This window comes from Janthinobacterium sp. SUN176 (assembly GCF_030587335.1).
Taxonomy (GTDB): Bacteria; Pseudomonadota; Gammaproteobacteria; order Burkholderiales; family Burkholderiaceae_D; genus Janthinobacterium; species Janthinobacterium kumbetense.
On sequence record NZ_JAPWIA010000001.1, the window covers coordinates 2,940,803 to 2,965,939 of the forward strand.

Annotated in this window: 19 protein-coding genes; 2 read left to right on the forward strand and 17 right to left on the reverse strand. The window is 62.9% G+C overall.

What is annotated here, in order from left to right; genetic code table 11:
* Window positions 1–34: 34 nt before the first annotated feature.
* The 8 genes from O3299_RS13315 to O3299_RS13350 all read right to left on the reverse strand — a co-directional run bounded on the left by O3299_RS13315 (window position 35) and on the right by O3299_RS13350 (window position 16,078).
* Window positions 35–757 carry a glutathione S-transferase gene (locus tag O3299_RS13315; protein WP_305052812.1) on the reverse strand — a complete coding sequence of 241 codons (723 nt, stop codon included), beginning with the start codon at window positions 755–757 and terminating at the stop codon, window positions 35–37.
* 21 nt (window positions 758–778) lie between these two features.
* Window positions 779–1,198: a Cu(I)-responsive transcriptional regulator gene (gene cueR / locus O3299_RS13320; protein WP_289904088.1), complete on the reverse strand. Its 420-nt coding sequence runs from the start codon at window positions 1,196–1,198 to the stop codon at window positions 779–781.
* The gene (locus tag O3299_RS13325; RefSeq protein WP_305052813.1) at window positions 1,195–3,636 is read right to left on the reverse strand and encodes a heavy metal translocating P-type ATPase; all 2,442 of its coding nucleotides are present in this window, start codon (window positions 3,634–3,636) and stop codon (window positions 1,195–1,197) included. The genes cueR and O3299_RS13325 overlap by 4 nt, the downstream gene beginning before the upstream one ends.
* A gap of 105 nt (window positions 3,637–3,741) precedes the next feature.
* Window positions 3,742–4,497: a FecR family protein gene (locus tag O3299_RS13330; protein ID WP_305052814.1), complete on the reverse strand. Its 756-nt coding sequence runs from the start codon at window positions 4,495–4,497 to the stop codon at window positions 3,742–3,744.
* The gene (locus tag O3299_RS13335) at window positions 4,466–10,366 is read right to left on the reverse strand and encodes a YDG domain-containing protein (RefSeq protein ID WP_305062476.1); all 5,901 of its coding nucleotides are present in this window, start codon (window positions 10,364–10,366) and stop codon (window positions 4,466–4,468) included. Before O3299_RS13335 ends, O3299_RS13330 begins: the two co-directional genes overlap by 32 nt.
* Window positions 10,367–10,382: 16 nt before the next feature.
* The gene (locus O3299_RS13340; RefSeq protein ID WP_305062477.1) at window positions 10,383–11,993 is read right to left on the reverse strand and encodes a ShlB/FhaC/HecB family hemolysin secretion/activation protein; all 1,611 of its coding nucleotides are present in this window, start codon (window positions 11,991–11,993) and stop codon (window positions 10,383–10,385) included.
* 210 nt (window positions 11,994–12,203) lie between these two features.
* Window positions 12,204–14,459 (reverse strand): CHASE2 domain-containing protein, encoded by a 2,256-nt coding sequence (locus O3299_RS13345; RefSeq protein WP_305062478.1) that lies wholly within the window; start codon window positions 14,457–14,459, stop codon window positions 12,204–12,206.
* A complete protein-coding gene (locus tag O3299_RS13350) occupies window positions 14,456–16,078 on the reverse strand; it encodes an HD family phosphohydrolase (protein WP_305062479.1) in 1,623 nt (540 codons plus the stop codon). The genes O3299_RS13345 and O3299_RS13350 overlap by 4 nt, the downstream gene beginning before the upstream one ends.
* A gap of 198 nt (window positions 16,079–16,276) precedes the next feature.
* Here O3299_RS13350 and O3299_RS13355 point away from each other — a divergent pair, with 198 nt between their 5' ends.
* Window positions 16,277–17,173 carry an MBL fold metallo-hydrolase gene (locus tag O3299_RS13355; protein ID WP_305062480.1) on the forward strand — a complete coding sequence of 299 codons (897 nt, stop codon included), beginning with the start codon at window positions 16,277–16,279 and terminating at the stop codon, window positions 17,171–17,173.
* A 46-nt stretch (window positions 17,174–17,219) separates the two neighbouring features.
* Here O3299_RS13355 and O3299_RS13360 read toward each other — a convergent pair whose 3' ends face one another.
* The 7 genes from O3299_RS13360 to rpsF all read right to left on the reverse strand — a co-directional run bounded on the left by O3299_RS13360 (window position 17,220) and on the right by rpsF (window position 22,023).
* A complete protein-coding gene (locus O3299_RS13360) occupies window positions 17,220–18,230 on the reverse strand; it encodes an inorganic phosphate transporter (protein WP_034783457.1) in 1,011 nt (336 codons plus the stop codon).
* Window positions 18,231–18,272: 42 nt separating this feature from the next.
* Window positions 18,273–18,899 (reverse strand): DUF47 domain-containing protein, encoded by a 627-nt coding sequence (locus O3299_RS13365; RefSeq protein WP_010400015.1) that lies wholly within the window; start codon window positions 18,897–18,899, stop codon window positions 18,273–18,275.
* Between the two features lie 94 nt (window positions 18,900–18,993).
* Window positions 18,994–20,379: a replicative DNA helicase gene (locus tag O3299_RS13370; RefSeq protein ID WP_034750488.1), complete on the reverse strand. Its 1,386-nt coding sequence runs from the start codon at window positions 20,377–20,379 to the stop codon at window positions 18,994–18,996.
* Window positions 20,380–20,514: 135 nt separating this feature from the next.
* Entirely contained in the window at window positions 20,515–20,970 is a 456-nt protein-coding gene (gene rplI / locus O3299_RS13375; protein ID WP_034783456.1) for a 50S ribosomal protein L9, read from the reverse strand.
* 27 nt (window positions 20,971–20,997) lie between these two features.
* Window positions 20,998–21,288 (reverse strand): 30S ribosomal protein S18, encoded by a 291-nt coding sequence (gene rpsR, locus O3299_RS13380; RefSeq protein ID WP_010400024.1) that lies wholly within the window; start codon window positions 21,286–21,288, stop codon window positions 20,998–21,000.
* Window positions 21,289–21,313: 25 nt separating this feature from the next.
* A complete protein-coding gene (gene priB, locus O3299_RS13385; protein ID WP_034783455.1) occupies window positions 21,314–21,613 on the reverse strand; it encodes a primosomal replication protein N in 300 nt (99 codons plus the stop codon).
* A 20-nt stretch (window positions 21,614–21,633) separates the two neighbouring features.
* On the reverse strand, window positions 21,634–22,023 hold the full coding sequence (rpsF, locus tag O3299_RS13390) for a 30S ribosomal protein S6 (RefSeq protein WP_034750499.1): 390 nt from the start codon (window positions 22,021–22,023) through the stop codon (window positions 21,634–21,636).
* A 275-nt stretch (window positions 22,024–22,298) separates the two neighbouring features.
* Between rpsF and lexA the strand changes: the two genes are divergently transcribed.
* A complete protein-coding gene (lexA, locus tag O3299_RS13395) occupies window positions 22,299–22,934 on the forward strand; it encodes a transcriptional repressor LexA (protein WP_034783454.1) in 636 nt (211 codons plus the stop codon).
* A gap of 71 nt (window positions 22,935–23,005) precedes the next feature.
* Here the strand turns inward: lexA and O3299_RS13400 are convergent, their stop codons facing one another.
* Both O3299_RS13400 and O3299_RS13405 read right to left on the reverse strand, forming a co-directional pair.
* Window positions 23,006–23,779 carry a tetratricopeptide repeat protein gene (locus O3299_RS13400; RefSeq protein WP_305062481.1) on the reverse strand — a complete coding sequence of 258 codons (774 nt, stop codon included), beginning with the start codon at window positions 23,777–23,779 and terminating at the stop codon, window positions 23,006–23,008.
* 79 nt (window positions 23,780–23,858) lie between these two features.
* Complete coding sequence (locus tag O3299_RS13405; RefSeq protein ID WP_305062482.1) at window positions 23,859–25,103, reverse strand: cystathionine gamma-synthase family protein; 1,245 nt, start codon at window positions 25,101–25,103, stop codon at window positions 23,859–23,861.
* Between the last annotated feature and the right edge of the window lie 34 nt (window positions 25,104–25,137).

Here is a 25,137-nt window from a genome sequence, read left to right on the forward strand (position 1 = left end):
CACGACAGCCGGCCAATGCGCCGGCTGTTTTTGTTTACCCGTCCAGTTCAGGGTAATGGCGGAAGATGCCTTCTTCATTGAACGGGATCCTGCGCTTCGACTTCAGGTAACGGGCAATATTCGGCCGCGCTGCCACGGCGCCATGCAGGTCAGACAAGGCAGGATATTCGGGCGCCAGGCGCGCCATGGCTTGCGGAAACGCATAGTGCAAACCAGCCAGCATCTGGAACAGCGACAGGTCGCCATACGTGAGCTTTGTACCCAGCAGATACGGGCCGCGGCGGCTCAGCAACACTTGCGTGAAGTAGGATAGGAATTTCGGCAAGCGTGTTGCGCGGAAATCCGCACTGCGCAGCATGGCCGCCTGCTGTTGCTCTTCGTAATATTGATTCATCGACAGCGGATGGTGCGTGTCGTGCACTTCCGTCAGCCAGTCGGCCATCGTCAGTTGCAGCTGGTTCAGCCACAAACGGCCGCTTTCAGCGCGCGGCGCCAGGCCCAGGCGCCGGCCCAGGTAGAACAGGATATTCGGCGTCTGGCCGATCAGCATGTCGCCGTCGCGCAGCACGGGCGGCGCGTAGGCGGCCTGTGGCGTGCTGTCGCCATCGAGGCAGGCCAGCATCGCGGGCACGCCCTGCCCCTTGTGTTCGGGCAAGCGGGCGATGTCGCGGTACTCGGCGCCCGCCTCTTCCAGCGCCAGGCGGATGAATTCTCCGCGTCCCTGTATCGTGGGCCAGTAGTACAGTTCATAGGCCATGCACACCTCCGTTGATTTACATCAATGGCAACATGGTTTCGCTTCCGTGTCGCCGGCCAGTCCCAGGCTTTGCAGGATGGGACAATCGGGCTTGTCGTCGCCATGGCACGATTGCGCCAGGTGGGCCAGGGTGTCGCGCATTTCCGTCAGTTCGGCGATGCGCTGATTCAAGTCCGCCACGTGGGCCAGGGCGATGCCTTTCACGTCCGCGCTGGCGCGCTGGTCGTTTTGCCACAGCGACAGCAGTTCGCGGATCTGTTCCAGCGAAAAACCCAGGCCCCGCGCGCGTTTGATGAAGCGCAAGGCATGCAAATCGTTCGGCGTGTAAATGCGGTAACCGGCGTCGCTGCGCGCGCTGGGTTTTAGTAAGGTAATGCTTTCGTAATAGCGTATCATTTTTGCCGATACGCCCGTCTCGCTTGCCGCCTGGCCGATATTCATCCTTGTTGCTCCTTGGTATGCACGCTACCTGTATGACTGCGGGCTTTCCAGCGGCGCAGCAACAGGGCATTGCTGATCACGCTGACGGAACTGAAGGCCATCGCCGCGCCCGCCACCATGGGGTTGAGCAAGCCGAAGGCGGCCAGCGGAATGCCGATCAGGTTATAAATGAAGGCCCAGAACAGATTTTGCCGTATCTTGCTGTAGGTGCGGCGCGAGATATCGATGGCGTCCGCCACCAGGGCCGGATCGCCGCGCATCAGCGTGATGCCGGCCGCATGCATGGCCACGTCCGTGCCTGTCGACATGGCGATGCCCACGTCGGCGGCCGCCAGCGCGGGCGCATCGTTGATGCCGTCACCCACCATGGCCACCTTCGCCCCTTCGCCTTTCAGCGCGACAATTTTAGCGGTTTTATCGGCCGGCAGCATTTTCGCCGCCACCATGTCGATGCCCAGCAGCTTGCCGACGGCGTCCGCGCTGCCTTGATTGTCCCCCGTCAACATCACCGTGCGGATGCCCAGGCTGTGCAGATGGGCAATGGCCGCCTGTGCGTTCGGCTTGACCTGGTCGGAAAAGGCGAACAGGCCCAGCAGTTCCGATCCCGCAGCCAGCCACGAGATCGTGTTGCCCGTGGCTTCCAGGGACAAGGCCTGTTCCGCCAGCGGCGTCATGTCTACATGCAACTCCTGCATCAGGCGCGTGCTGCCCAGTTTCAGTTCCAGGCCATCGACCTGGGCCGCCAGGCCGCGCCCCGGCAAGGCCGACAGGCCCGTGGCTGGCAAGGGTTCGAGGTGGCGCGCGGCCGCCGCATCGAGCACGGCCGTCGCCAGGCTGTGCTCGCTGCCGCGCTGGATGCTGGCCGCCAGTTGCAGCAGCCGGGCATCGTCGATGCCATGCGCATGCAGGGCCGCCAGCGCAGGTTTACCCACCGTCAGGGTGCCCGTCTTGTCGAACACGACGGTATTGACGGCGTGCGCCACTTCCAGCGCTTCCGCATCCTTGATCAGGATGCCGTAACGGGCAGCGACGCCCGTGCCGGCCATGATCGCCGTCGGCGTGGCCAGGCCCAGCGCGCACGGGCAGGCGATCACCAGCACGGCCACGGCATTGATGATGGCGTTTTCCAGCTCGCCCGTGGCGAACCACCAGCCCAGCATGGTCAGCAGCGCCAGCACCAGCACCACGGGAACAAAGATGGCGCTGACCTTGTCCACCAGGTGCTGGATCGGCGCCTTGGCCGCCTGCGCATCTTCCACCAGGCGGATGATGCGCGACAAAGTCGTCTCGCCGCCCACGGCTTGCGTGCGCACCAGCAACAAGCCATCCGCATTGATGGCGCCGCCCGTGACCTTGTCGCCCGGATGCTTATCGACCGGCAAGCTTTCGCCCGTGATCAGGGATTCGTTGATCTGGCTGGCGCCTTCCACCACCACGCCATCGACGGCTACCCGCTCGCCGGGACGGATGACCACCAGGTCGCCCACTTTGACTTGTTCCACGGGCAAGTCGATTTCCACGCCGTCGCGGCGCACGCGGGCCGATTCCGGACGCAGGACTTGCAGCGCACGGATGGCAGAGGCTGTCTGGCGCTTGGCGCGGCTTTCCAGCCATTTGCCCAGCAGCACCAGGGTGATGACGACGGCCGACGCTTCGAAATACAGGTGCGGCAGCATCTCGCCCGCCGTCAGCCACTGGTAGACGGATAAGCCATACGCGGCGCTCGTGCCCAGCGCCACCAGCAAGTCCATGTTGCCGCTGCCGGCGCGGGCCGCCTTCCAGCCCGCCTTGTAGAAGCGCGCGCCAAAGTAAAACTGCACGGGCGTGGCCAGGGCGAATTGCAGCCAGCCGGGCAGCATCAGATGGATGCCGGCCCACTCCAGCAGCATGGGCAGCATCAGGGGGAAAGCCAGCACGGCCGCGGACGCCACTTTCAAGCCGTCGCGATTCGGCGCGGCAAGGGGCGCGCTGGCCTCGCTGGCGGCGGGCACCGTGGCTTCATAGCCGGCCTTGTCGATGGCGGCGATCAGGGTGGCCGCATCGGCCTCGCCCGTCACCTTGATGCGCGCGCTTTCCGTGGCCAGGTTGACGCTGGCGGCCAGCACGCCCGGCACCTTCAGCAAGGCTTTTTCCACCCTGCCCACGCAAGAGGCGCACGTCATGCCGGCGACGTTCAGGTCGATTTCGCGCTGCGCCACGCTGTAGCCAGCCTTTTCCACGGCCGCCTGCAAGGTGGCCAGGGGAATCGGCGTGTCGGACGTGACCTTGGCCACTTCGGTGGCCAGATTGACGCTGGCCTGGGTCACGCCGGGCACGGCGGCCAAGGCCTTTTCCACGCGGCCCACGCACGAGGCGCAGCTCATGCCTTCGATGGCCAGCGCCTGCGCATGCGCGGCGACGGAATTGGGGGAAGTCGGGGCGAGTGCAGCCTGGTTCATGGCAGATCCTGTACGAAAGAGTAACGAATACGGACAGGATCTGCTATCCCATGATGGGAAGGTCAAGCCCTATTTGCACGCTGTGCCGGGCTTGTTTGACGACGCTTAGCGCACGACGCAGTCGATTGCGGCCGGCTTGCTGCCGCCTGCCGCGCTGCCCGGGCCCGATGACGACGATGAAAAGACCGGCGGCGGCGTGAACGGGATGCCGGGATTGACAGGCAGCATCACGGGCGGCTGCTTGAAGCTGGGCGTAAAACCGAACTGGCCGGCGGCAAAATTTTGCGTCCCGGCAGGATTGGTCACATGAATCAAACCATCGAGCACCTGCACATACAGGCCCGGCGCCCTCGCCGCCCCGCCTGGTGTCGGCACCGTTGGCACCGCCTGCGCCGAGGCTGGCACATAGGTGGCAACAAACGTCGTGCCGCGGATGCCGATGGTGGCGGCCGGCGTCTTCATCTCGAAACGCTCCTTGTTACGCTTGCCCAGCAAGCCTGTGACGGAACGTAAGCCGCCCTTGAGCAGGCTGAAGATGGCGTGGTCGCCGTCAGGCTGCTCGGCCGTGTAGCTGAATTGCTCGATGACGAAACTGGTATTCGGTTTCAAAGTGATTTCGCTATTGTCGATCAGCTTGATCAAGGCATAGGTTTCCTTTTCCGTCAGCAAGGTGTCCCCCTGCTCGACTTCGGACTTGATGGCCAGGATTTTCACCTTGCCATCCGCCTTCTTGGCCATCAGCGGACCGCTCAACTGCATCACCGTACCCGCCACCTGTCCAGCCCAGGCGTGCGCGCCCACGCACATCAGGGCCAGCCACAGCAAGGCCTTAATTGCAGTACATTTTTTTTGCGGCATCATCGTATTTGTATCCTGTGGGTTTATCTGTGGCATCGGCAACATCCTTGCTGTCTTTCTTCTTGTCATCATCCTTGGCTGGCGACGCAGAAGCGAGCGGGGCGTTGGCACGGTCGGCCTGCTTGATGATACGCAAGGCTTCATCGATGGCTGCGCTGGCGCTGGCATCGATGGCGGGCTTGTCGACGGTCGTGGCAGGCAGGAAGATGGCGTCCGCCATGTTCACCGCGCCATTCGGCGCCAGCAAGCTGACGTTGGCGCGCTGGCGGTTGATGCGCACGCCCGAGTCGCCCGTGATGCTGCCCGCTTTCGCCAGCACGCTCATGCTGGCCGCAGCCGGCAAGGCGAAGCTTGCCGTGTCCGCAAAGCGCACATTGCCCCCAGCGCTGGCGCTGAAATTGCCGCCGCCGAGAACCTGGGCATTGCCCTCGATACGAATGTCGCCGCCAGCCGCCAGGCTGATGTCGCGCGCCGCTGCCAGCTGCGCACCATTGCCCAGCAGCACATCCGTGCTGGCATTGAGCGCAATGTCCTTGCCCTCGATCTTGCCGTTGACGGTGACGGGGCTGTGCGCCGTCACGCTGACGTTGCCGCCATTCGCATTGATGTTGCCGGCCATGACGCCGCCCGTGTTATCGATGGCAATGTTGCCCGCGCCCGTGACCAAGGTTCCCAGGATCAGAGTGCCCGGCGCCGAGGTATTGTTCAGCGCAATGCCGCCCCCTGCGCTATTGCTGGCGGCAAAACTGCCCACCTGGTTGCCCGCATGGCCCAGCACGATGCCATCGCGCGCCTGCGCAGCCAGGCTGCCGGCAAGCAAGGCACCATCCTGGCCGATGGCGCCGTTCAGGGCGCTCAGTTTCACCTCGTTGGCCGCCAGGCTGGCGAAGCGCACATCTCCCGCCGCTTGCGTGATGGCCAGCTGGCCCGCCAGCCGGATGGCGCCGGCCGTCTGATTAAAACTGTTGGCGACGAGCAAGTTACCGTTGCCGCTCAGCACACCGCCGCCTTGCGCATAACGGTCCGCCGACAGGCTGCCGTTCAGCAGCAAGCTGCCGCCGTTGATTTCCAGGCCGGCCAGGCCGCCCAGCACGGAGAGGTCCAGCGCGCTGTCACCGAGCGTCAGGCTGCCGCCCGTCAACAGCAAGCCCGTCGCCGAATGCAGGTTTTTCAGGATGGTGCTGCCGGCCGCCGCGCTGTAGGTGACGATGCCCTTGCTGTTGCTGAAGTCGACAGCCAGCACGTTCGCGCCTTCCGGCACCACGCCACCGTCCCAGTTGGCGGCGTCGCTCCACAAGCCGCTGCCGCTGCCGACCCATATTGACAATTGTTTTTGCGCAATCGTTGCCTGCGCCGTGCCGCCCGTCGTTTCCAGTGTGTAATTGCCCGCATCGGCGCCCGCCAGGCGGAAGCCGCTGGCTGTCACCAGCTTGCCCGCACCCGCGTTCTTGTCGGCAAAGCTGCCGCTGCCGCCCACCACGCTGACCACATCCTGGCCCAGCACGCCGTTCGCCGATGCGCTGACGGCCGCATTCGTGGTGCCGTCATACACCTTGCCGGCCGCGCTCAGGCTGGCCAGGGTCAGGCTGGCGGGCGTAATGCTGGCCAGCAAGCCTGTCGGCAAGACGATAAAATAATTGCCCGCATCGGCGCCTGCCAGGGTCGCGCCGCTCAGCTGCACCACCTTGGCCGCGCCCACGTTCTTGTCCGCAAAGTTGGCCACTGCCGAGGCCGTCAAACTGTCGCCGGCGAGACGGTCATCGCCCAGGACCAAACTGGCGCCCGTCGTGCCATCGTAGACCTTGTTACCCACCACGCCGGACAGGTTCAGCGCACGTGCGCCGATGTCGGCCGTGGTGCTGCCCGCATTTCCATTGAGCACATAGTTGCCCGCATCGGCGCCCGTCAGGTGACCCGTCGCCACCTGGTAATCGACCACCTTGCCTGTACCGGCATTCTTGTCGCGGAAGCTGCCCAGCAAGCCGGCCATGCCGACCTGGTCGCCCGCCACCAGGCCTTCAAAATAGCCATCCAGGGCCGCTTGCAGCGTGCCGTCGTAGACGCGGCTGTGCGCGCCCGAGACGCCATAATTCAGGATGCGCGCCGTGATGGCCGCCGTGCCGTCCGCCGTCGTCGCGGCCAGGCTGTAGTTGCCCAGCTCATTGCCGTCCAGGGTCAGGCCGCTGGCGTGCACGGCCTTGCTGCCGCCCGCGTTCTTGTCGAGGAAGGCGGCGCTGCCGCTGATGCTGATATTGTCGCCCGTTACCACATTGCCCAGCACGAAGGTGGCGCCGTCATAGCCAAGGTTGCCGTCATACACCTTGCCATTGCCGCCGATGCCGACCGTCAGGATGCGCGGCGTGATGGCATAGGTGGTCGTGCCGCCCAGGGTGATGTCGTACTTGGTCGACCACAGCCCCGTCAAGCCGTAGGTACCCACATTGCGTGCATTGCTCCCGTAGCCGAGGCTGCCATTCACGCCCGCGTCGCCGTCGAGCAGTCCCACGTAACCTATCGTGCCCAGGAAGGCGGCCAGCTGGCCATCGTAGACCTTGCCGCTGGCATTGTCCGTGACATTCACTTGCAGCGGTTTCAGGAGCGCCTTCAGCATCGGCGTCGTATAGCCATCGTAGATGCGCCAGACGCTGCTGAAATTGAAATCGTTGAAGCTACCCTGCTGCTGCATCTGCGCCGTGGTGCGGCCGCTGGCGCCGCCCTGGTCCATCAGGATGCCGGCCGTCTCATAGTTCCAGAAACCGAACGCGATGCCTGCGCCCACATCGGCGCGGCCCACCAGTCCGCCCACCGTGCCGCCCGCAAAGCCGCTGCCGGCCACGGCGCCGCTGCTGTAGACGTGGCTGGCGCTGCTGCCCGCCACGCTCCAGCCGATCAGCCCGCCCAGGTTTGCGCGGGGCACCGCCACGTCGCCATCGGCCGACACGCCGACGGCACCGGTGGCGTAGGCGTCGCTGATGCTGCCGCCATTGCGTCCCGCCAGGCCACCGATATTGGCCGCGCCGCGGGCCGCGCCCGTGGCGTAGGACTGCGAAATGGCGCCGTCATTGTTCCCCACCAGGCCGCCGACCTTGTCGCGCGCTCCCGTCACGTCGCCCGTGGCGTAGGCGGCATCGATACTGGCGCCGGCCAGGTTTGCCCCCACCAGCCCGCCAATGCTGCCGCCATTGGCCGCATTGATGCCCGCGACGTTGCCGCTGGCGCTGGCATTGCGCAGCGTGCCGCCGTTGCTGCCGACCAGACCGCCGACGGCGCTGGCGCCGCTGACCGCGGTGCTGCTGCGCACGCTGTCCAGCGTCCCGCCGAGATTCAGGCCGACCAGGGCCCCGACATTGTTCACCCCCGCCACGCTGCCATTTTGCAGGGCCAGGTTGCGTACCGTCCCCCCCTGCACCTTGCCGAACAGGCCCACGCCGGAGCTGACGGTCGGGTTCAGGGCATTGATGTACAGGCCATTGATGGCAAAACCGCCGCCGTCGAACATGCCCGCATACCCTGCGCCATCGCCGCCGGCGATGGGTGCAAAACCGGCGCCCTGGTTCCAGCTGGTCGTGCCGCTGGCGTCGATATTGCCCATCAACCGATAGTTGTTGCCCAGCCCCAGGCTGCCGATGCCTTGCAAGCCGTAGATATCGACGATCTGGTAAGGCGCGGCCGTGCTGCCGTCGCCGCCGCTCACGCGCAGGAAGCTGGCGCCCGGCGCGATGGCGAAGCGGCTGGCCGAGAAAGCGGCCAGGCCAGGCGCATTTTGCGTCCACGCGCCGCCGTCGAGGGCAAACAGGCCGCCGACCGTGACGGCGCCCGTGGCCGTGATGGGGGAAGCTGAATTGAGGCGCAGGTCGCCCGCCAGATTGATCGCATTCGAGATGCGCATGCCGCCCGTGTTGCTGCCGTCGCCGATGGTCAGCGAGGATGCAGAGATGCCGGCCAGCTCGGCCGCGTCCAGGCCCAGGGCGCCGCCGGACTTGCTGCCCAGGTCGATGAGGCGCGAGCTGCTCAGGGGCTTGATCGCCACGCTGGCGCGCCCGCCGGTGCCGCCGAAATCCAGGGTGCCGCCGATGCTGATGCTGTCGGCCTGCAAGGTCACCGTCTGGCCACCGATGCCGCTGCCCGTCAGCCGCGCGCCGCCGCCCGTCAGGTTGATTTCGCCGCCCGAGAAATTGGCGCGCAGGGACAGGTTGCCGCTGCCGACGCTGACCACGCCGCTGCCCGCCACGCTGGCGCCGGACAGCGACACGCTGCCGCCGTTCGTCGTGATCGGCGCGTTCAGGTGGATATTCGCGCTGGAACCATACGCGGCGCCGCTGCTGGCGTCGTTGGCCGACAAGGTCACATTGCCGCCGTTGGTGCTGATGGCCGCATACACATTGATCGTCTCGCCCGCCGTGGCGCTCAGGCCGATGCCGGGATGGAGCATATTGACGGCGCTGCTGAAATTGATGCGGTGCTGGGCCTGCAAGGTCACGTTGCTGTTGGCGTTGGAAATCACGTCGGCGCCGATGCTGGTGCTGCTGGAGGGCGGACCTTCGGCAAACTCGTCCACGTCACCGAGGCTGCCGCCGCCGCCCTGCACCACATCGATATCGTAGGGGTCGAGCAGCCAGGTACCGCGCTTGCCGCGGCGTGCGCTCGTATCGACGCGGATGCCGCCCACGGCCAGGGAATGGCCCGAGGTTTCCACGAAACCGCCGTCGCCGCCTTGCGCGCCGCCGCGCGCGGAAATGCTGCCGTGCACCTGCGCCGATTCATTGCCCCAGGCGATGACCTTGCCGCCGTTGCCGCTGTCGATGGCATCGGCCTTGACGCTGGCGTCCTTGCCGACGAGCACTTGCCGCGCATTCTGCACGGCCGCGTTCTTGCCCTGGTAGTCGCCGCCCAGCAAGACTGTGCCGCCGCCCGTGGCGCCGCTGGCGTCGATCGCCGCATTGCCCAGCAAGCCCACCTGCTCGCCCAGCACCTGGATGTCGCCGCCCTTGCCTGCCGCGCCCGTGGCGCTGGTGACGCTGCCCGCGTCGAGCAGCACCTTGCCGCTGGCCTTGAGGACGATCCTGCCGTTGTCGCCGACGACGGCGCTGTTCGCGTTGAGCACGCCGCGCTGGCTGACCAGTGCACCGGCCATGCCGATGCTGCCGCCCTGGGCGATGATCTGGCCCAGGTTCAGGGCCTGGTCGGCGGGCGCCGACACCAGCACGCGCAATTGCGGATTGCCGGGGTCGGCCAGCTGCACGCTGCGCCCGGCCGCCAGGATCACTTCGCCGTTCGGCGCCGTGATGAGGCCCGTGTTTTCCACGTTCGGCGCGATCAGCAGCACTTGTCCGCCCTTGCCCGCGTTGATGGTGCCCGCATTGCCGACGGCACCGGCCACGCCGCCCGCCGTGAACTGGCGCTTGCCGGCCAGGAAATCCTCGTTCGTCATGCCCAGGCTGGACGCCACCAGTCCATTCACATCCACTTTCGCGCCCTGACCGAAGACGATGCCGTTCGGATTGATCAGGAACACCTTGCCGTTCGATTCGAGCGCGCCCAGGATCTTGCTGGGGTCTTGTCCCGTGATGCGGTTGAGTACGGCGCTATTGCCGTTTTGCTGGATGAAGCGCGTGATTTCACCGGCATGGATGGAAAAACTCTGCCAGTTGATGATGGTGTTGGGCGTGTTCGTGATCGAGAACACATTGCCCTGCTGGTTGAACGTCGCCTGTCCATGGACCACCTGCGGCAAGGCGGGATTGGCCTGCGCCGCGCCGAAGCAGCCGGCCAGCAGCAGCGCCAGCGCCGTGCGGCGCAGGGGTAGCGCACAAGGCGGAGCAAATGATGGCGTCAGGATGAAAACGGAGGCGTGCTGGGCGTGGTTTTGCATGGTGTTCATCCTGATACTAGTAGGCCAAGGCGAGGCGGAAATGCAGGCGGTTGGCATCGCGCTGTCCCGTGTCGCCGCCATTGACGACATGGGCGTAATCGAGTTGCAGATTGGCGTAGCGGCTCAGCAGCAAACGCAGGCCGAGTCCGCCGCTGGCTATGCCTTGCGAAGCGCTTTCGCCGGGCAGCGCATGGTTGCGGCGCAGCCAGGCCGTGTCATAGAAGGCCAGCGCGCGGCATTGATAACCGAGGGTCTGGCCGCACCAGTTCGGCGTGTACAGCTCCAGGTTCAGGCTGGCGCCCGAGTCATTCGATACCTCGCGCTCGGCAAAGCCGCGCACGGACGCGGCGCCGCCGGCGCCGAACTGCTCGCCCGGCACCAGCGCGTCCGGCGTGACTTGCGCATTGACGAGCGCGCGCCATTGCCAGTCGCCGGCCAGCACGCGTCCCGAGCTGGCGCTCAGGCGCACCGTGTTGTAGGCGGCCTTCGCATGCGCGCGCACGCGGTCGAAATCGGCTTGCGCGCCATGCTTGCCGCCAGGAATGTTATGCGCGAACGTGACGGCCACGCTGGTCTCGCCCGTGGGCAAGGCCCAGTTGCCGATGTAGCTGACGCTGAGCGGGTGCACGGTGACGTCGGCGCCCAGCTCCATGCCGAACAGCTGCACGCTGTTGCGATACGCCTTGTAATCGATGCCGTACACGAGCTTGGGTTCGAAATCGCCGCTGCGGGCAAAATTCTGGTTATAGCGGATGCCGGCCATGCTGCCCTGGCCGCTGACGGCCAGGTCGAAGATGCCGGCCGAGACGCTGCCCGAATCAACGTTCGAATAGCTGGCGAAAAAATCCATCGAGTCGCCCAGCGCGTACAGCGGCAAGTGGTAGCCGGCGCCATACACGCCCACCTTGTCCGGCTTTTCCAGGCTGCTCGTGTATTGCAGGCTGGCCACATGGTCGCGGCCTAACAAGTTGGCATGCTGCAACACCACGCCCACGTGCGTCTTGCCCGTTTGCGCATTGCCCGTATTGTCCACGTTGAGCATGGCTTTCCAGGGCTGCTCATCGGCCACCGTGACGATGGCGTCGATGGCGCCCGCCGGCTCGTCGGCCTGCAGGCGCACTTCGATCTTGCGCGCCGGATTTTCGTTGGCCAGCTTCAGGCTTTGCGACAAGGCCGGCAAGTTCGGCGTCTCGCCTTCGCGCAGGGACGGCAAGGCGCGCCGCACGTTGGCCTCGTCGACATGCGTGTTGCCGCTGATGGCGAGCTTGCCCAGCGGCGTTTGCAGCACGCTCAGGCGCACCACGCCCCGTTCCAGTTCCTGTTCCGGCAGTTGCACCTGCACGGCGCTATAACCGCGCTCGCGGTAAGCCGCCTCCAGCGCCTCGACGGCGCGCGCGATGTCGGAAAAATCGCGCTGCATTCCCGTAAAGGGCGCCAGCAAGGCTTGCACCTGCGCCGACGTGAGCAGGGTATTGCCCTGGACGTCGAAGCGGCGGATCTCGAAGCGCGGCACGCCATCTTCCTGCAGGGCAGGAGCAGCGTCATCCATGGAAACGGCAGCGCCGGCGGCGCCGACGGCGAACAGCAGCGCGGAACCCGCAAGCAGGTGCACCAAACGATATGTCATGTGAAGGATTTCTTGTGTAACCGGACAAGCGCGCGGCCCGCAGGCGCCAGCGTGTCCGGCAATGGATTGAAGACAAATTTTAGACGGCTTTTTGTTTCCAGTCAGAAATTTCTAACATTTCTCCCCGTTTTTTATCGCAACGCAACAAACAGTGCGCGCACAGTGATAAAAATGCCGCAATAACGGGCATTTTCCGGCGCGCCGGCAGCCTTATTTACTGTGCAATTCTGTCACGCCATCCCAGTCGGCTGGCGGCGGCTGGCTGCGATAGCGCTCCAGGCGCGCCGCGTACAGCCGGTACAAGCCGTCATCGGGAAAGTCCGCCTGCAAGCGGGCCAGCTGCGCGCCAGCCGCCGCCCAGTCGCGCGCGCGCAACAGGGCCAGCACCGCGTGCCAGCGTTCCAGCTGCGCCAGTTCCGCGGCCGTAGCATCAGCCAGCGGGCCGCGCGGCTCGAAGATGGCCACCGCTTCCTGCTTGCCCTGCACTCTGACCCGATCCAGCTCGCGGTACAGGAATGCGGCGGCGGCCCCGCGCGTGGCCTCGCCCACCACGATGCCCACGCCATACAGCTTGCTGGCGCCTTCCAGGCGCGCTGCCAGGTTGACGCTGTCGCCCATGACGGTATAGGCGCGACGGATACGCGAACCCATGTCGCCCACATGCATGGGTCCCGTATTGAGGCCGATGCCGATGCGCAGCGCCGGCCAGCCGTGTGCGCAAAACTGCTGGTTCAGCCGCGCCGCGCTGCCCTGCATCAGCAGGGCGCTGGCCACGGCCCGGCTGGCGTGATCGCCAAAGGCGACGGGCGCGCCCCAGAACGCCATCACGGCGTCGCCGATGTATTTATCGAGGGTGCCGCCATGGCTGTCGCGGATATCTTCCGACATGGCCGTCAGGTATTCGTTGATGTATTCGCGCAGCGCGGCCGGCGCCAGCTGCTCGGAGATGGCCGTGAAACCGCGCACGTCGGCAAACAGCACCGTCAGTTCGCGGTTCTCCCCCTCCATGGTGTAGCGCTGCGGATCGTCGGCCATCTCGGCCACCAGTTCGGGCGCCACATATTCGCCGAAACGGGCCACCAGCGCGCGTCCCTTGCGCACCTCGAAAAAATAGCCCCACGCCAGGTTGGCGATAAACAGCGCGACGATCAGCAACAGCAGCACGGCGCCGCCCAGCACCAGGTCGTGCACGGCGTACAGGTATAGGTTGATGGCAATGACGGCCGCCAGCGCGCCCACGGTCGCCAGCATCACGCCGGCCGGCGGCAGCACGGCCAGGGCGCCCGCCAGCAGCAGGCCAAACAGCACGATCTGCACCAGTTCGAATGCCAGCGCATAGTCGGGCCGCGCCTTGAAGCGCCCGTCGAGCATGGACTTGATCAGGTTGGCGTGCACTTCCACCCCCGGATACTCGGCATTCACGGGCGTGGCGCGGATATCGTTCAAGCCGGGCGCCGTGGTCCCCACCAGCACGAGGGCGCCCTTGAGCAGCGCGGGCGGCACCGTGCCGGCCAGCACGTCGGACGCCGAGACGTAACGGAAGGCGCCGCCATCGGGGCCGCCCGCGCCGCGGTACTGCACCGTGGTGGTCAAGGCTTCGCCCACGGGGATCGCCAGCGCGCCGCGCGGCGTAAACAGCATGATGTGTTCGAGTCCGCCGCTGGCCAGTTCGCGCGCCGACAGGGTATCGGCCGTGCCCGTGAAACGGGGAGCGATGGCGCGCGCCTGCAGGTAGGCGGCCACCGTGGCCAGCGACAGCGACGGATAATAGCCGTCGCCGATGCGCTGCAACAGGGTCGAGGAACGCACCACGCCATCGGCATCGGTCAGCGCCGTGAAGATGCCGGCGCCCTGCGCGGCCGCCTGCAGGGGCGCGATATTGGCTTCGTAGCCGCGCGCCACGTAGGCCGTGACGCTGCGCCCGTTCAAATCGGCGACGGTAAAAGCCGGCTTGGGCAGCACGCCCTTCCTTTGCTGCTCCGACACGCTGTAGCCCAGCACCACGGGCTGGCCGCGCATGGCCTCGGCGAACAGACCATCGTAATCCATGGCCGGGCGCAGTTTTTCCAGCTGCGCCGGCAAGCCGGCCACGCCCGCCAGTTCGCCCCGCGCCAGGCCTTGCAGCACAGCGTAGCCGGAACTGGTGTCCGCTTCGGGAAACGAGATATCGAAGCCCAGCGCGGCCACGCCGTAATGGCCGGTGAGCTGGCGCACCAGGCGCGCCTGGATGTCGCGGCTCCAGGGGAAACGGCCCACCCGGGCCAGGCTTTGCTCGTCGATGTCGACGATGACGATGCGGCGGTCCAGCTGCGGCGCCTCAAGACGCATGCGCCAGTCGCCCAGCATGGCGTCCAGCCGCGCGACAGTGTCGTTGCCGGCCAGGCACAGGACGGCCGCCGCCAAGGTCAGCAGTATGCCCAGCAGCGACCGCGCCCCATGCTTGCGCAAGGCCAGCGACAGCTTCAAGGGGTATAGCCCGGAATGGCCGCCTCGTCGACGGCATCGATCTGGCTCGGATGCATGTGCTTTTCAGCGAAGGTCAGATAGACTTTGCTGCGGATGAAAACGTCGAACAGCTCCGGGTCGATATGCCCGTTCAGGCTGAAGTTGCCAAGGATGCGCAGGGATTCGGACAGCGGCTTGCCCTTTTTATAGGGCCGGTCGCGCGCAGTCAGCGCCTCGAAAATGTCGGCAATCGCCATCAGCCGCGCCGGCACCGACATCTGCTCTTTCGTCAGCCCGCGCGGATAACCCTTGCCATCCATGCGCTCATGGTGGCCGCCCGCGTATTCCGGCACTTTTTGCAGATGCTTGGGCCACGGCAGCGCTTCGAGCATGCGGATCGACACGCTGATATGGTTGTTGACGATGGCCCGCTCGGCCGCCGTCAGGGTGCCGGCGCGGATGGTCAGGTTTTCCGTCTCGTCGGCGTCGAGGAAATCGCGCAGTTCGCCGTCGGCCGCGCGCCAGCGGCGCCTGGCGATCTGCCGCACGCGCTCCTGGTCGGCTTGCGCCATGCTCTCGCCGCCGACGTTGACCGTGCGGATGAAGTCGCGCTCTTCGCGCAGCGCCGCCTGCTCCTGTGCCAGCGCGCGGGCGATGGAGTCCTTTTGCTGCGGCTGCGCCGCCTGCTGGCGCAGGGCTGCGATCTCGGCGTCGCGCAGCAGCACTTCGTAGCGCGTGTCGATCAGGGCGATGCGATCAAAAATGGTTTCCAGCTTGGTGGCCTTGTCGACCACGTGCACAGGCGTGGTGATCTTGCCGCAGTCGTGCAGCAAACCGGCCAGCCACAGCTGCTTGCGCTCGTTGTCGCTGAGCCGGAAATCAGCCAGCGGCCCCGTTTGCGTGGCGTGCGCGGCGTCGGCCAGCAGCATCGTCAGCTCGGGCACGAACTGGCAGTGACGGCCCGTGTACGGCGACTTTTCATCGATGCCGATATTGATCAGCGTAACGAGCGATTCGAGCAGCTCTTCCAGCTGCGAAATGAGCAGCTGATTCGTCAGCGCCACGCCCGCCTGCGCGGCCAGCGCCTCGATGAAGCGCTGGTCGGTGGAGGAAAAGGCGCGCACCTGGCCCGTCTCGCCATCCTTGGCATTGATCAGCTGCAGCACGCCGATCAGGTCGCCCTCGTGGTCGCTCATGGGCACCGTCAGGATCGATTGCGTGTGGTAGCCGTGGTGGCGGTCGAAGTCGCGCATGCCGGAAAAATTGAAGCCCTCGTCGCGGTACACGTCGGCGATGTTCACGCTGCGGCGCAGGTTCGCCGCATACGCGGCCACCGACGCCAGGTTCGGCTGGCCGGCAGCGTCAAACAGGGGCACGCCAGGCAAGCCCATGTCGGCGCCCTGCGCGATGCCCAGGCTGTCGTTGACGCTGATGTCGAACGCCAGCTGGCGGCCCTCGGCCATGGGCCGGTACAGGGTGGCGCCATCGGCGCCGCTCATGCTTTTTGCCAGCAGCACGATGCGCTGCAACAGCGCGCCGATATCGTGCCCTTCGCCGCCCAGGCCATGGCCAAGCGCGACACTGAGTTCGGTCAATTGCTCCAGTCTGTGGGCGATTTTCTCAGGGTGCAACTGAGGCATGTTGGTGGCAATCCGGTAATGGGCAAGCAAAAAAGGGGAAGTCGGCAAGCGCCAGTGTAACGGCCACCCTGCGCACTGTACATTACTTAGTTGCAACAAAATGAAATAACTTGCCGTATTGCAACACACATAAATGTTGCCGCCAATCTCATTAATTAGAATAGAATCAACAATAATTACACCGTAACAAGGTACTGAATGAAATTCACGTTCAGGGGCGTGCGCGGCTCCATCCCCTCCCCCGGCCCGCGCACGGCGCGCTATGGCGGCAACACCACGTGCATCGAAGTACGCACCGACAACGATAGCCTGATCATCCTCGATGCGGGCAGCGGCATCTTCTCGCTGGCGCAGCAACTGCCGCCGGGCGAGCCCGTCGACGCGCACGTCTTCATCACGCACAGCCACTGGGACCACATCCACGGCCTGCCCATGTTTTCGCCCCTGTTCGTGGCCGGCAACCGCATGCGTCTGCATGGCGCCTTTGACGCCATCAGCGGACGCGGCATCGAGCACGTGATGGCGGTGCAGCTGCAAGGCAGCTATTTTCCTGTCAGCGAAGCGGCCATGGCGGCCAGCATCGAGTACCGCACCCTGGCGCCCGGCGAAGCCGTCGAGGTGGGGGGCGCGCGCGTGCGCGGCGCGGAAATGAACCACCCTGTCGTCAATCTCGGCTACCGCATCGACTGCGGCGGCGTCGCGCTGTTTTTCAGCGGCGACCATGAACCGTTCTACAACCTGCATCCGCCCGGCCATGCCGAGCACGCGGCCTGCGCGGCGCGCAATGCGCAGCGCCAGGCTGGCATCGACGCGCTGGTCGCCGGCGTCGATGCGCTGATCATGGATTGCTCGTACACGCGCGAGGAATACCCGGGCAAGCAGGGCTGGGGCCACGGCACCTTCGACGCCGCCTTCGACCTCGCCCTGCGCTGCGGCGCGCGGCGCCTGTACTGCACCCACCACGAACCGACCCGCAGCGACGAGCAGCTCGAAGCCGTGTTTGCCGACGTGATGGGGCGCTACAGCAGCCGCCTCAATGGCCTGCAAGTGTTCCTTGCCTACGAAGGGCTGACGGTGGAACTGGCCGGCGCATAAAAAAAGGGAGCCGCGAGGCTCCCTTTTTACTGGCGTTGGCTATCCATTACATGATGTGGTGGCCAATCCACCACGCGACTGCTGCGACGAAGGCCGACGCGGGAATCGTGAAGATCCAGGCCCAGACGATATTGCCCGCCACGCCCCAGCGTACGGCCGACATTTTTTGCGACGAGCCGACGCCGACGATGGCGCCCGTGATGGTGTGCGTGGTCGACACGGGAATGCCCAGCGCCGTCGAGACGAACAGGGTGATCGCGCCGCCCGTTTCGGCGCAGAAGCCGCCGACCGGTTTCAACTTGGTGATCTTCTGACCCATGGTCTTGACGATGCGCCAGCCACCGAACAGGGTGCCGAAGCTGATGGCCGTGTAGCACGAGATGATGACCCACATCGGCGGCATGGCATCGGCCGCGCTCGAGTAACCGGCGGCGATCAGCAGCATCCAGATGATGCCGATGGTTTTTTGCGCATCGTTGCCGCCGTGGCCCAGGCTGTAGGCGGCCGCCGATACCAGTTGCAGGCGGCGGAACCACTTGTCGACCTTGCGCGGCGTCGAACGCACGAAGATCCACGACACGAGCAGCATCATGATGGAACCGAACACAAAGCCCAGCACCGGTGCGATCACGATGAAGGCCACCGTTTTCCACAGGCCGGCCGCGACCAGCGCGCCCGTGCCGGACTTGGCGACGGCGGCGCCCACCAGGCCGCCGATCAGCGCGTGCGAGGACGACGAAGGAATCCCGTAGTACCAGGTAAACAAATTCCAGAAGATGGCGCCCATCAGCGCGCCGAAGATCACGTACTGGTCGATCACCGCAGGGTCGATGGTTCCCTTTCCCACCGTGGCGGCCACGGTCAGCTGGTGGAACACGAAGATGGCGACGAAGTTGAACGTGGCGGCCATGGCAACCGCGGTCTGCGGTTTCAATACGCCCGTCGAGACCACCGTGGCGATCGCGTTGGCGGCATCGTGGAAGCCGTTCATGAAGTCAAACAGCAGTGCGAGGACGATCAACAGGCCTAGCACGTAGATGCTGATTTGTATGGTCATTGTAGTTTCTTTTCTGATTCTGGTTCAGGACAGGCCCAACGCTTACGCGTTTTCGACGATGATGCCTTCGATAATATTGGACACATCTTCGCAACGGTCGGTCACGGTTTCCAGAATTTCGTAGATCGCTTTCAGCTTGATCAGGTTGCGCACGTCCGGCTCGTCGCGGAACAGCTTGGACATGGCGGCGCGCATCACGTGGTCGGCGTCCGATTCCAGGCGGTCAATCTCTTCGCAGATGGCGACGATCTTGCGCGAGTTATCCATGTTGTGCAGCATGGCGACGGCGTCGCGCACTTTTTCGGTACAGGCCAGTACCAGTTCGGCCAGGCGCTTGGCTTCCGGCGTGACGGCCTTCAGGTCGTACAGCGAGACGGTTTGCGCCGCATCTTCCAGCAGGTCGAGGATGTCGTCCTGGCGCGTGATCAGCTGATGGATGTCATCGCGGTCGATCGGCGTGATGAAGGTCTTGTGCAGCATTTCCACGGTGGCGTAGGTGACTTTGTCCGCCTGTTTCTCGATGCTTTCGATCGCATGCACGCGGTTTTCCAGGTCATCGAAATTGGTCATCAGGCCGAGCATCTCTTTGGCGCCCTTGACGCACAATTCCGCGTGCTGGTTAAACAATTCAAAAAACTTGCCCTCAGTGGGCATCAAGCGTCCAAACATGTCATTCTCCGTTAAGCATTGAGTCGTGTTATTTACTACAGAAAGCCGCCCCTTTTGATGAAGGGGCGGCCAATGGAATATCAGTGCTGCTGTGTTAGTCGCCTTGGTAAAGCGCCAGGCCACCACTGTAATTGCCAAATTTGGTGTACTGCCCCATGAAGGTGAGGCGGATGCTGCCGATTGGACCGTTACGTTGTTTACCGATGATGATTTCGGCCGTTCCCTTGTCCGGCGAGTCGGGGTTATACACCTCGTCGCGGTAAATGAACAGGATCACGTCGGCATCCTGCTCAATAGCGCCCGATTCGCGCAAGTCGGACATGACAGGACGTTTGTTCGGGCGTTGCTCCAGCGAGCGGTTCAGCTGGGACAGCGCGATCACGGGGCAACCGAGTTCTTTCGCCAGGCCTTTCAAGCCCCGTGAAATCTCGGAAATCTCCGTGGCGCGGTTGTCGCCCGGCGTATTGGCCGACATCAGCTGCAAGTAATCGACGATGATCAGGCCCAGCTTGCCGCATTGACGCGACAAACGGCGCGAGCGGGCGCGCAACTCGATGGAATTCAAGGCCGGCGTTTCATCGATGTACAACTGCGCGTCGTTCATCTTCTGGATCGCATTCGTCAGGCGCGGCCAGTCTTCGTCATTCAGGCGGCCCGTGCGCAGGCGGTGCTGGTCGAGCTGTCCGACGGAGCCCAGCATACGCATGGCCAGCTGGGCGCCGCCCATCTCCATCGAGAACACAGCCACGGGCAAGCCGCTGTCGATGGCCACGTTTTCGCCGATGTTGACGGAAAACGCCGTCTTGCCCATCGATGGACGTCCCGCCACGATCACCAGGTCGCCCGGCTGCAGACCCGAGGTCATGCGGTCGAGGTCGATGAAACCGGTGGGCACGCCCGTGATTTCACTCTGGTTGTCGCGGCTGTACAGTTCGTCGATGCGCTCGACCACCTGCGTCAGCAGGGGCTGGATGGCGGTCCAGCCCTGGGCGCCGCGCGCGCCCTCTTCGGCGATGGCGAAAATCTTCGATTCGGCCTCGTCAAGCATCTGCTTGACTTCCTTGCCCTGCGGGCTGAAGGCCGTGCCGGAGATGTCGTCGGCGACGGTAATGAGTTTACGCAGCACGCCGCGGTCGCGCACGATCTCGGCGTAGCGCCGGATGTTCGCGGCCGATGGCGTATTTTGCGCCATGGCGTTCAGGTAAGCGAGTCCGCCCACATCATCGGCCTTGCCGAGCTGGGTCAGGGTTTCAAAAACAGTAATGACATCGGCTGGCTTGGAAGCGTTAACCATCTTGACGATTTGCTCGAAGATGATGCGATGGTCATAGCGATAGAAATCCTCCGCATGCATGAAGTCGGCGATGCGGTCATATGCGGCATTGTCGCGCAGCAGACCACCGATAACGGATTGTTCTGCTTCGATCGAATGCGGCGGAATACGGAGGGAATCCAGTTGCGGATCAGAGGGGGCGTTCATGGCGCGAATTATACCCGCTTCGGCGTGCTGGCAAAAATAAAGGGCTGAAATTGAGCGAAAAAAAGGCCACAAAAAAGCCGGGCGAACCCGGCTTTTCATAGTGCGGCAACGCTTGCGGGCCAGGCCCGCAGACGATTACGCGTTCGCGTCTGGAACGACAGCGATAACAACTTCCACAACCACGTCGGTGTGCAGAGCAACCGAAACGTTGTGCTCGCCAACGATCTTCAGCGGGCCGGTAGGCATGCGGATTTGTGCTTTTTCAACAGCAAAACCTTGCTTGGTCAGCGCTTCAGCGATGTCGAAGTTGGTGACGGAACCGAACAGACGGCCATCAACACCAGCTTTTTGAGCAACTTGAACGGTCAGGCCGCTCAGTTTTTCGCCCTGGGCTTGCGATGCGGCCAGTTTAGCGGCAGCAGCTTTTTCCAGTTCGGCGCGCTTGACTTCGAATTCAGCCACAGCGGTTGCCGTAGCACGACGTGCCAGGCGTTGCGGGATCAGGAAGTTACGTGCGTAACCGTCTTTGACTTTGACGACTTCGCCGAGGTTACCGACGTTAACAACTTTTTCTAACAGAATGATTTGCATAGTTCTTCTCCAGGAATATCTGACCGATTAAGCGTGGTGCAGATCGGTGTATGGCAGCAGCGCGAGGAAGCGAGCGCGCTTGATTGCGGTGTCAACTTGGCGCTGGTAGTGCGCTTTGGTACCGGTCAGGCGTGCTGGCATGATCTTGCCGTTTTCTTGGACGAAGTCTTTCAGCGTGTCGACGTCTTTGTAGTCGACTTGCTCAACGTGAGCTGCGGTGAAGCGGCAGAACTTCTTGCGTTTGAACAACGGGTTTTGCTGTTTGCGTTTTTCTTTAAGCTTGAGCTTATTTTTGTCGAACTTTTTACCGAATGCCATGTCAGGCTCCTGTATCTAAAATGCGCTAGTCAGAATTGACTGCACTAAAATCAATGATGTGAAACACCAAACTCTTGCTGTTGCGGCTCTTCCTTGCCAGGAAACCCGTGAACTGATACACACCGCCCAAGCTTGCCTGGCTGAACCGGCCTGAGATTTCGCCTGCGGCTAGCGCGGCAACATCAAACTCGGTCAAACGGGCAATTCCTGCTTCCATCTGCTGCGAACTGTGTTGCAATACTGCATTCACAATCGGCAACCCTGCCGGGGTATAGCGCAATATTTCGCGCTCGGCAATGATGGCGGTTACTTGTAGCTGGTTCAGCGCACGATCCTGGTCAAAAATTAAGCTGCTGCTGCGGCTGGAGCGGCTGCTGGTGCTTCGGTGCGGTGGCTTTTGGCCGCGTCTTCGCGTTGTACCGATTTCATCATCGGCGAAGGAGCTGTTTCAGCTTTCTTCATTTTAACGGTCAGGTGACGCAACACGGCATCATTGAATTTGAATGCTGTTTCCAACTCGACCAGGGTCTCGTTGTCGCATTCGATGTTCAGGCAGATGTAGTGTGCTTTAGGCAGCTTTTGGATCGAGTAAGCCATTTGACGGCGGCCCCAATCTTCCACGCGGTGAACCGAACCGCCGCGGGTGGTTACGCTGGCTTTGTAGCGTTCGATCATCGCGGGCACTTGCTCGCTTTGGTCCGGATGGACGATAAAGACTATTTCATAATGACGCATGCAAACTCCTTCAGGTCGGATTGATAATCGCCCACCCCGGCGTCAAGACGGGTGTGGGAAGGTCAGCCGAAGATTATAACCGCCTTTTGCAAACGTTTCAATCATTCCTTCCACATGGGCCCGAAAAGCCCGCGCGCCGCCGCGCTTTCCGTCCGTGGACAAGTATTTCTTGCGAAATTCGCCCAAAACACGGAAATCCCCTTGCATAGTGAACGATACTGTACAAAAATACAGACTGTTCATATAGACAGCATTTTAGTATGCACCCACTGCTCATGATCAAGCTGACAGCACGACAAGAACAAATCCTGAACCTGATCAAGGACGCGATTGAAAACACGGGCTTTCCTCCCACCCGTGCCGAAATCGCCAATGAACTGGGTTTCAAATCGGCCAATGCGGCCGAAGAGCATTTGCAGGCTCTGGCCCGCAAGGGCGCGATCGAGATTTCACCGGGCACATCGCGCGGCATCCGCCTGATCGGCGCCGCCGCCGAAGCGCTGCCATCGAAGGTGCCGGCAGCGCTGCTGATGTCGCTGCCGCTGATCGGCCGGGTAGCGGCCGGTTCGCCCATCCTGGCGCAGGAAAACCTGGAAGCGAGCTACAACGTCGATCCGGCCCTGTTTTCGGCCAAGCCTGACTTCCTGCTGAAGGTGCGCGGCTGGTCCATGCGCGACGCCGGCATCATGGATGGCGATTTGTTGGCCGTCAAGAAAGTCGACAGCGCCAAGAATGGCCAGATCGTCGTGGCCCGCATCGGCGACGAAGTCACCGTCAAGCGCTACAAGAAGACGGGTTCCGTCATCGAATTGCTGCCGGAAAACCCGGACTTCAAGGTGATTACCGTGTCGCCGGAAGATGAGTTTGCATTGGAAGGTTTGGCCGTCGGACTCATGCGCAGCTGGCATTAAGAGGGAAAGCGCTTGCAGCATACCTGCGAGCGCTTAATTCCCATCCTATTGAGCACATCGGCAAGACTGCCTTATTTGCTTGGCAAAGGACTGGTCACCCATTGCGGCGTGTTCGCGGTACGTGAGCGATTCAGTTCACTCATTTCATTTTCTGTCTGAATTTTTTTATTCTCCGCCAAGAGATACGCCTCTGTTTTGGAGTGCCACTCATCGCGCTGCGCCAAGATATTTTTTGCCAGCTCACGCCCTTCGGCACTCACCCTCGCATAGGCTGTATCCATGCGCAGCTTGGCCTTTTCAAATTCCTGCTCATTCATCAACGATTCAATATCAGAAGGAATGGCTTTGCCAGGCGGCAAAGAAGCATTCAAATTACTGACGAAGCTGTTATAGCACGCCATCCAGGCATCGACACTATCGGCCACATCTCTGATTTGACGCTTGGTTTGGGAGAATGCAGGAATCACCGGGGTAACGCACTTGACCTTACTCAAGGCAACATCCTCGCCGGCATATGAGTTGACATAGTAATCAATGTCACCTTTTCGCGCGACACGGTTAGCCATAAGGGCAAGCGCGGCTTCGGCATTCTTGTTGCCCGCCTTGGAGGCCTGCCCAAACCATTGTCCGGCTTGCGCGGCATCGACAGCCACTCCCTCACCATACAAATACATCTCGCCCAAATGAAATTGAGCCTCGGCATTCCCGGCCTGAGCCAACTTCTTGTACAAATCCAAGGCTTGCGGGTAAGCCTTGGATTGCAGGAATTTATTCGCATCCGTCAGATCATCAGCATAGACAGCGCAAGAAAACAATAAAAAAACACTAAATACAATTTTTTTCATTCCCACTCTCCGATTGAGAAAAAGACACATATGCTTTAATTACACTTAAATGTAATCTTTTTCTCAAAAAAGTGAAACCTTATTCTTCTTCCAACGCGTGCTTGAAGTCTTCCAGCAGATCCACCTCATCCTCGATACCCACCGACACACGGATCAGCGACTCGGCGATGCCCATGCTGGCGCGCCGCTCGGCACCCATCTCGTAGAAAATCGTGTGGGCGACGGGAATGACGAGGGTGCGCGTATCGCCGAGGTTGCTGGCGGGAATGGCAAGATTAAGACGATTGAGGAAATCGAAGCAGTCGATGCCATCCTTCAATTCAAAGCTGAACAGCGAACCATAGCTGCGGAACAAGTCCGTCGCCAGCGCGTGCTGCGGGTGCGACGCCAGGCCCGGGTAATGCACGGCCGCCACTCTCGGGTCGGCGGCCAGCATGGTCGCCAGCGCCAGCGCGTTCGAACAGGTACGGTCCATGCGCAAGGCCATGGTTTCCGCCCCGACGGCGATATGGTGCGCCGCTTCCGGCCCCAGAGAGGCGCCGAAATCGCGCAAGGCCTTGGCGCGGATTTGCGCGATGCCCCACTGTGCGGGCGCCGCCTTCTTGTAATTCTCGAAAATGTTCGGATACTGCGTCCAGTTGAACACGCCCGTATCCGTCAAGCTGCCGCCCAGCGCATTGCCGTGGCCGCCGATGGATTTCGTCAAGGCATTGACCACCAGGCCCGCGCCCACGGCTTTCGGACGGAACAGGTATGGCGTCGTCATCGTATTGTCGACGATGTACAGGATGCCCTTCTCGCGGCACAAGTCACCGATCTTCTTCAGGTCGGCGATCTGCGTGCGCGGATTGGCAATAGTTTCCACAAAAATAATCCGCGTGGCCGGCGTGATGGCGGCCGCCACATTGGCCACGTCGGTGGCGTCGACGAACGACACGGCGATGCCCTGCCCCGTCACCGTTTGCCACAGGCTGTTGGTGTTGCCAAACAAAAAGGCCGACGATACGACATGGTCGCCCGCGCGCAGCAAGGATTGCACCACGGCACCGATGGCGCCCATGCCGGTGGCGAAGCACAGGGTCGCCACGCCGTCTTCCATCTTGTTGACCTTGTCTTCCAGCGCGGAAACGGTCGGGTTGCCCTGGCGGCCATAGCGGAAACCCGGCTCCTTGCCCTGGAACACGGAAGCGAGCTGGCGCGCATCGGCGTAACCAAAGGCAACGGAAGTGTGCACGGGCTTGTGCAGGGAGCCATGTTCGATGCCCTTGCGGCGGTCGTTATGCAGGATGGTGGTGGTAAAGCCGTAGTTTTTTTTATCGTTCATGATCGCAGAGAAAAAAATGCCCGGCATCGGCCGG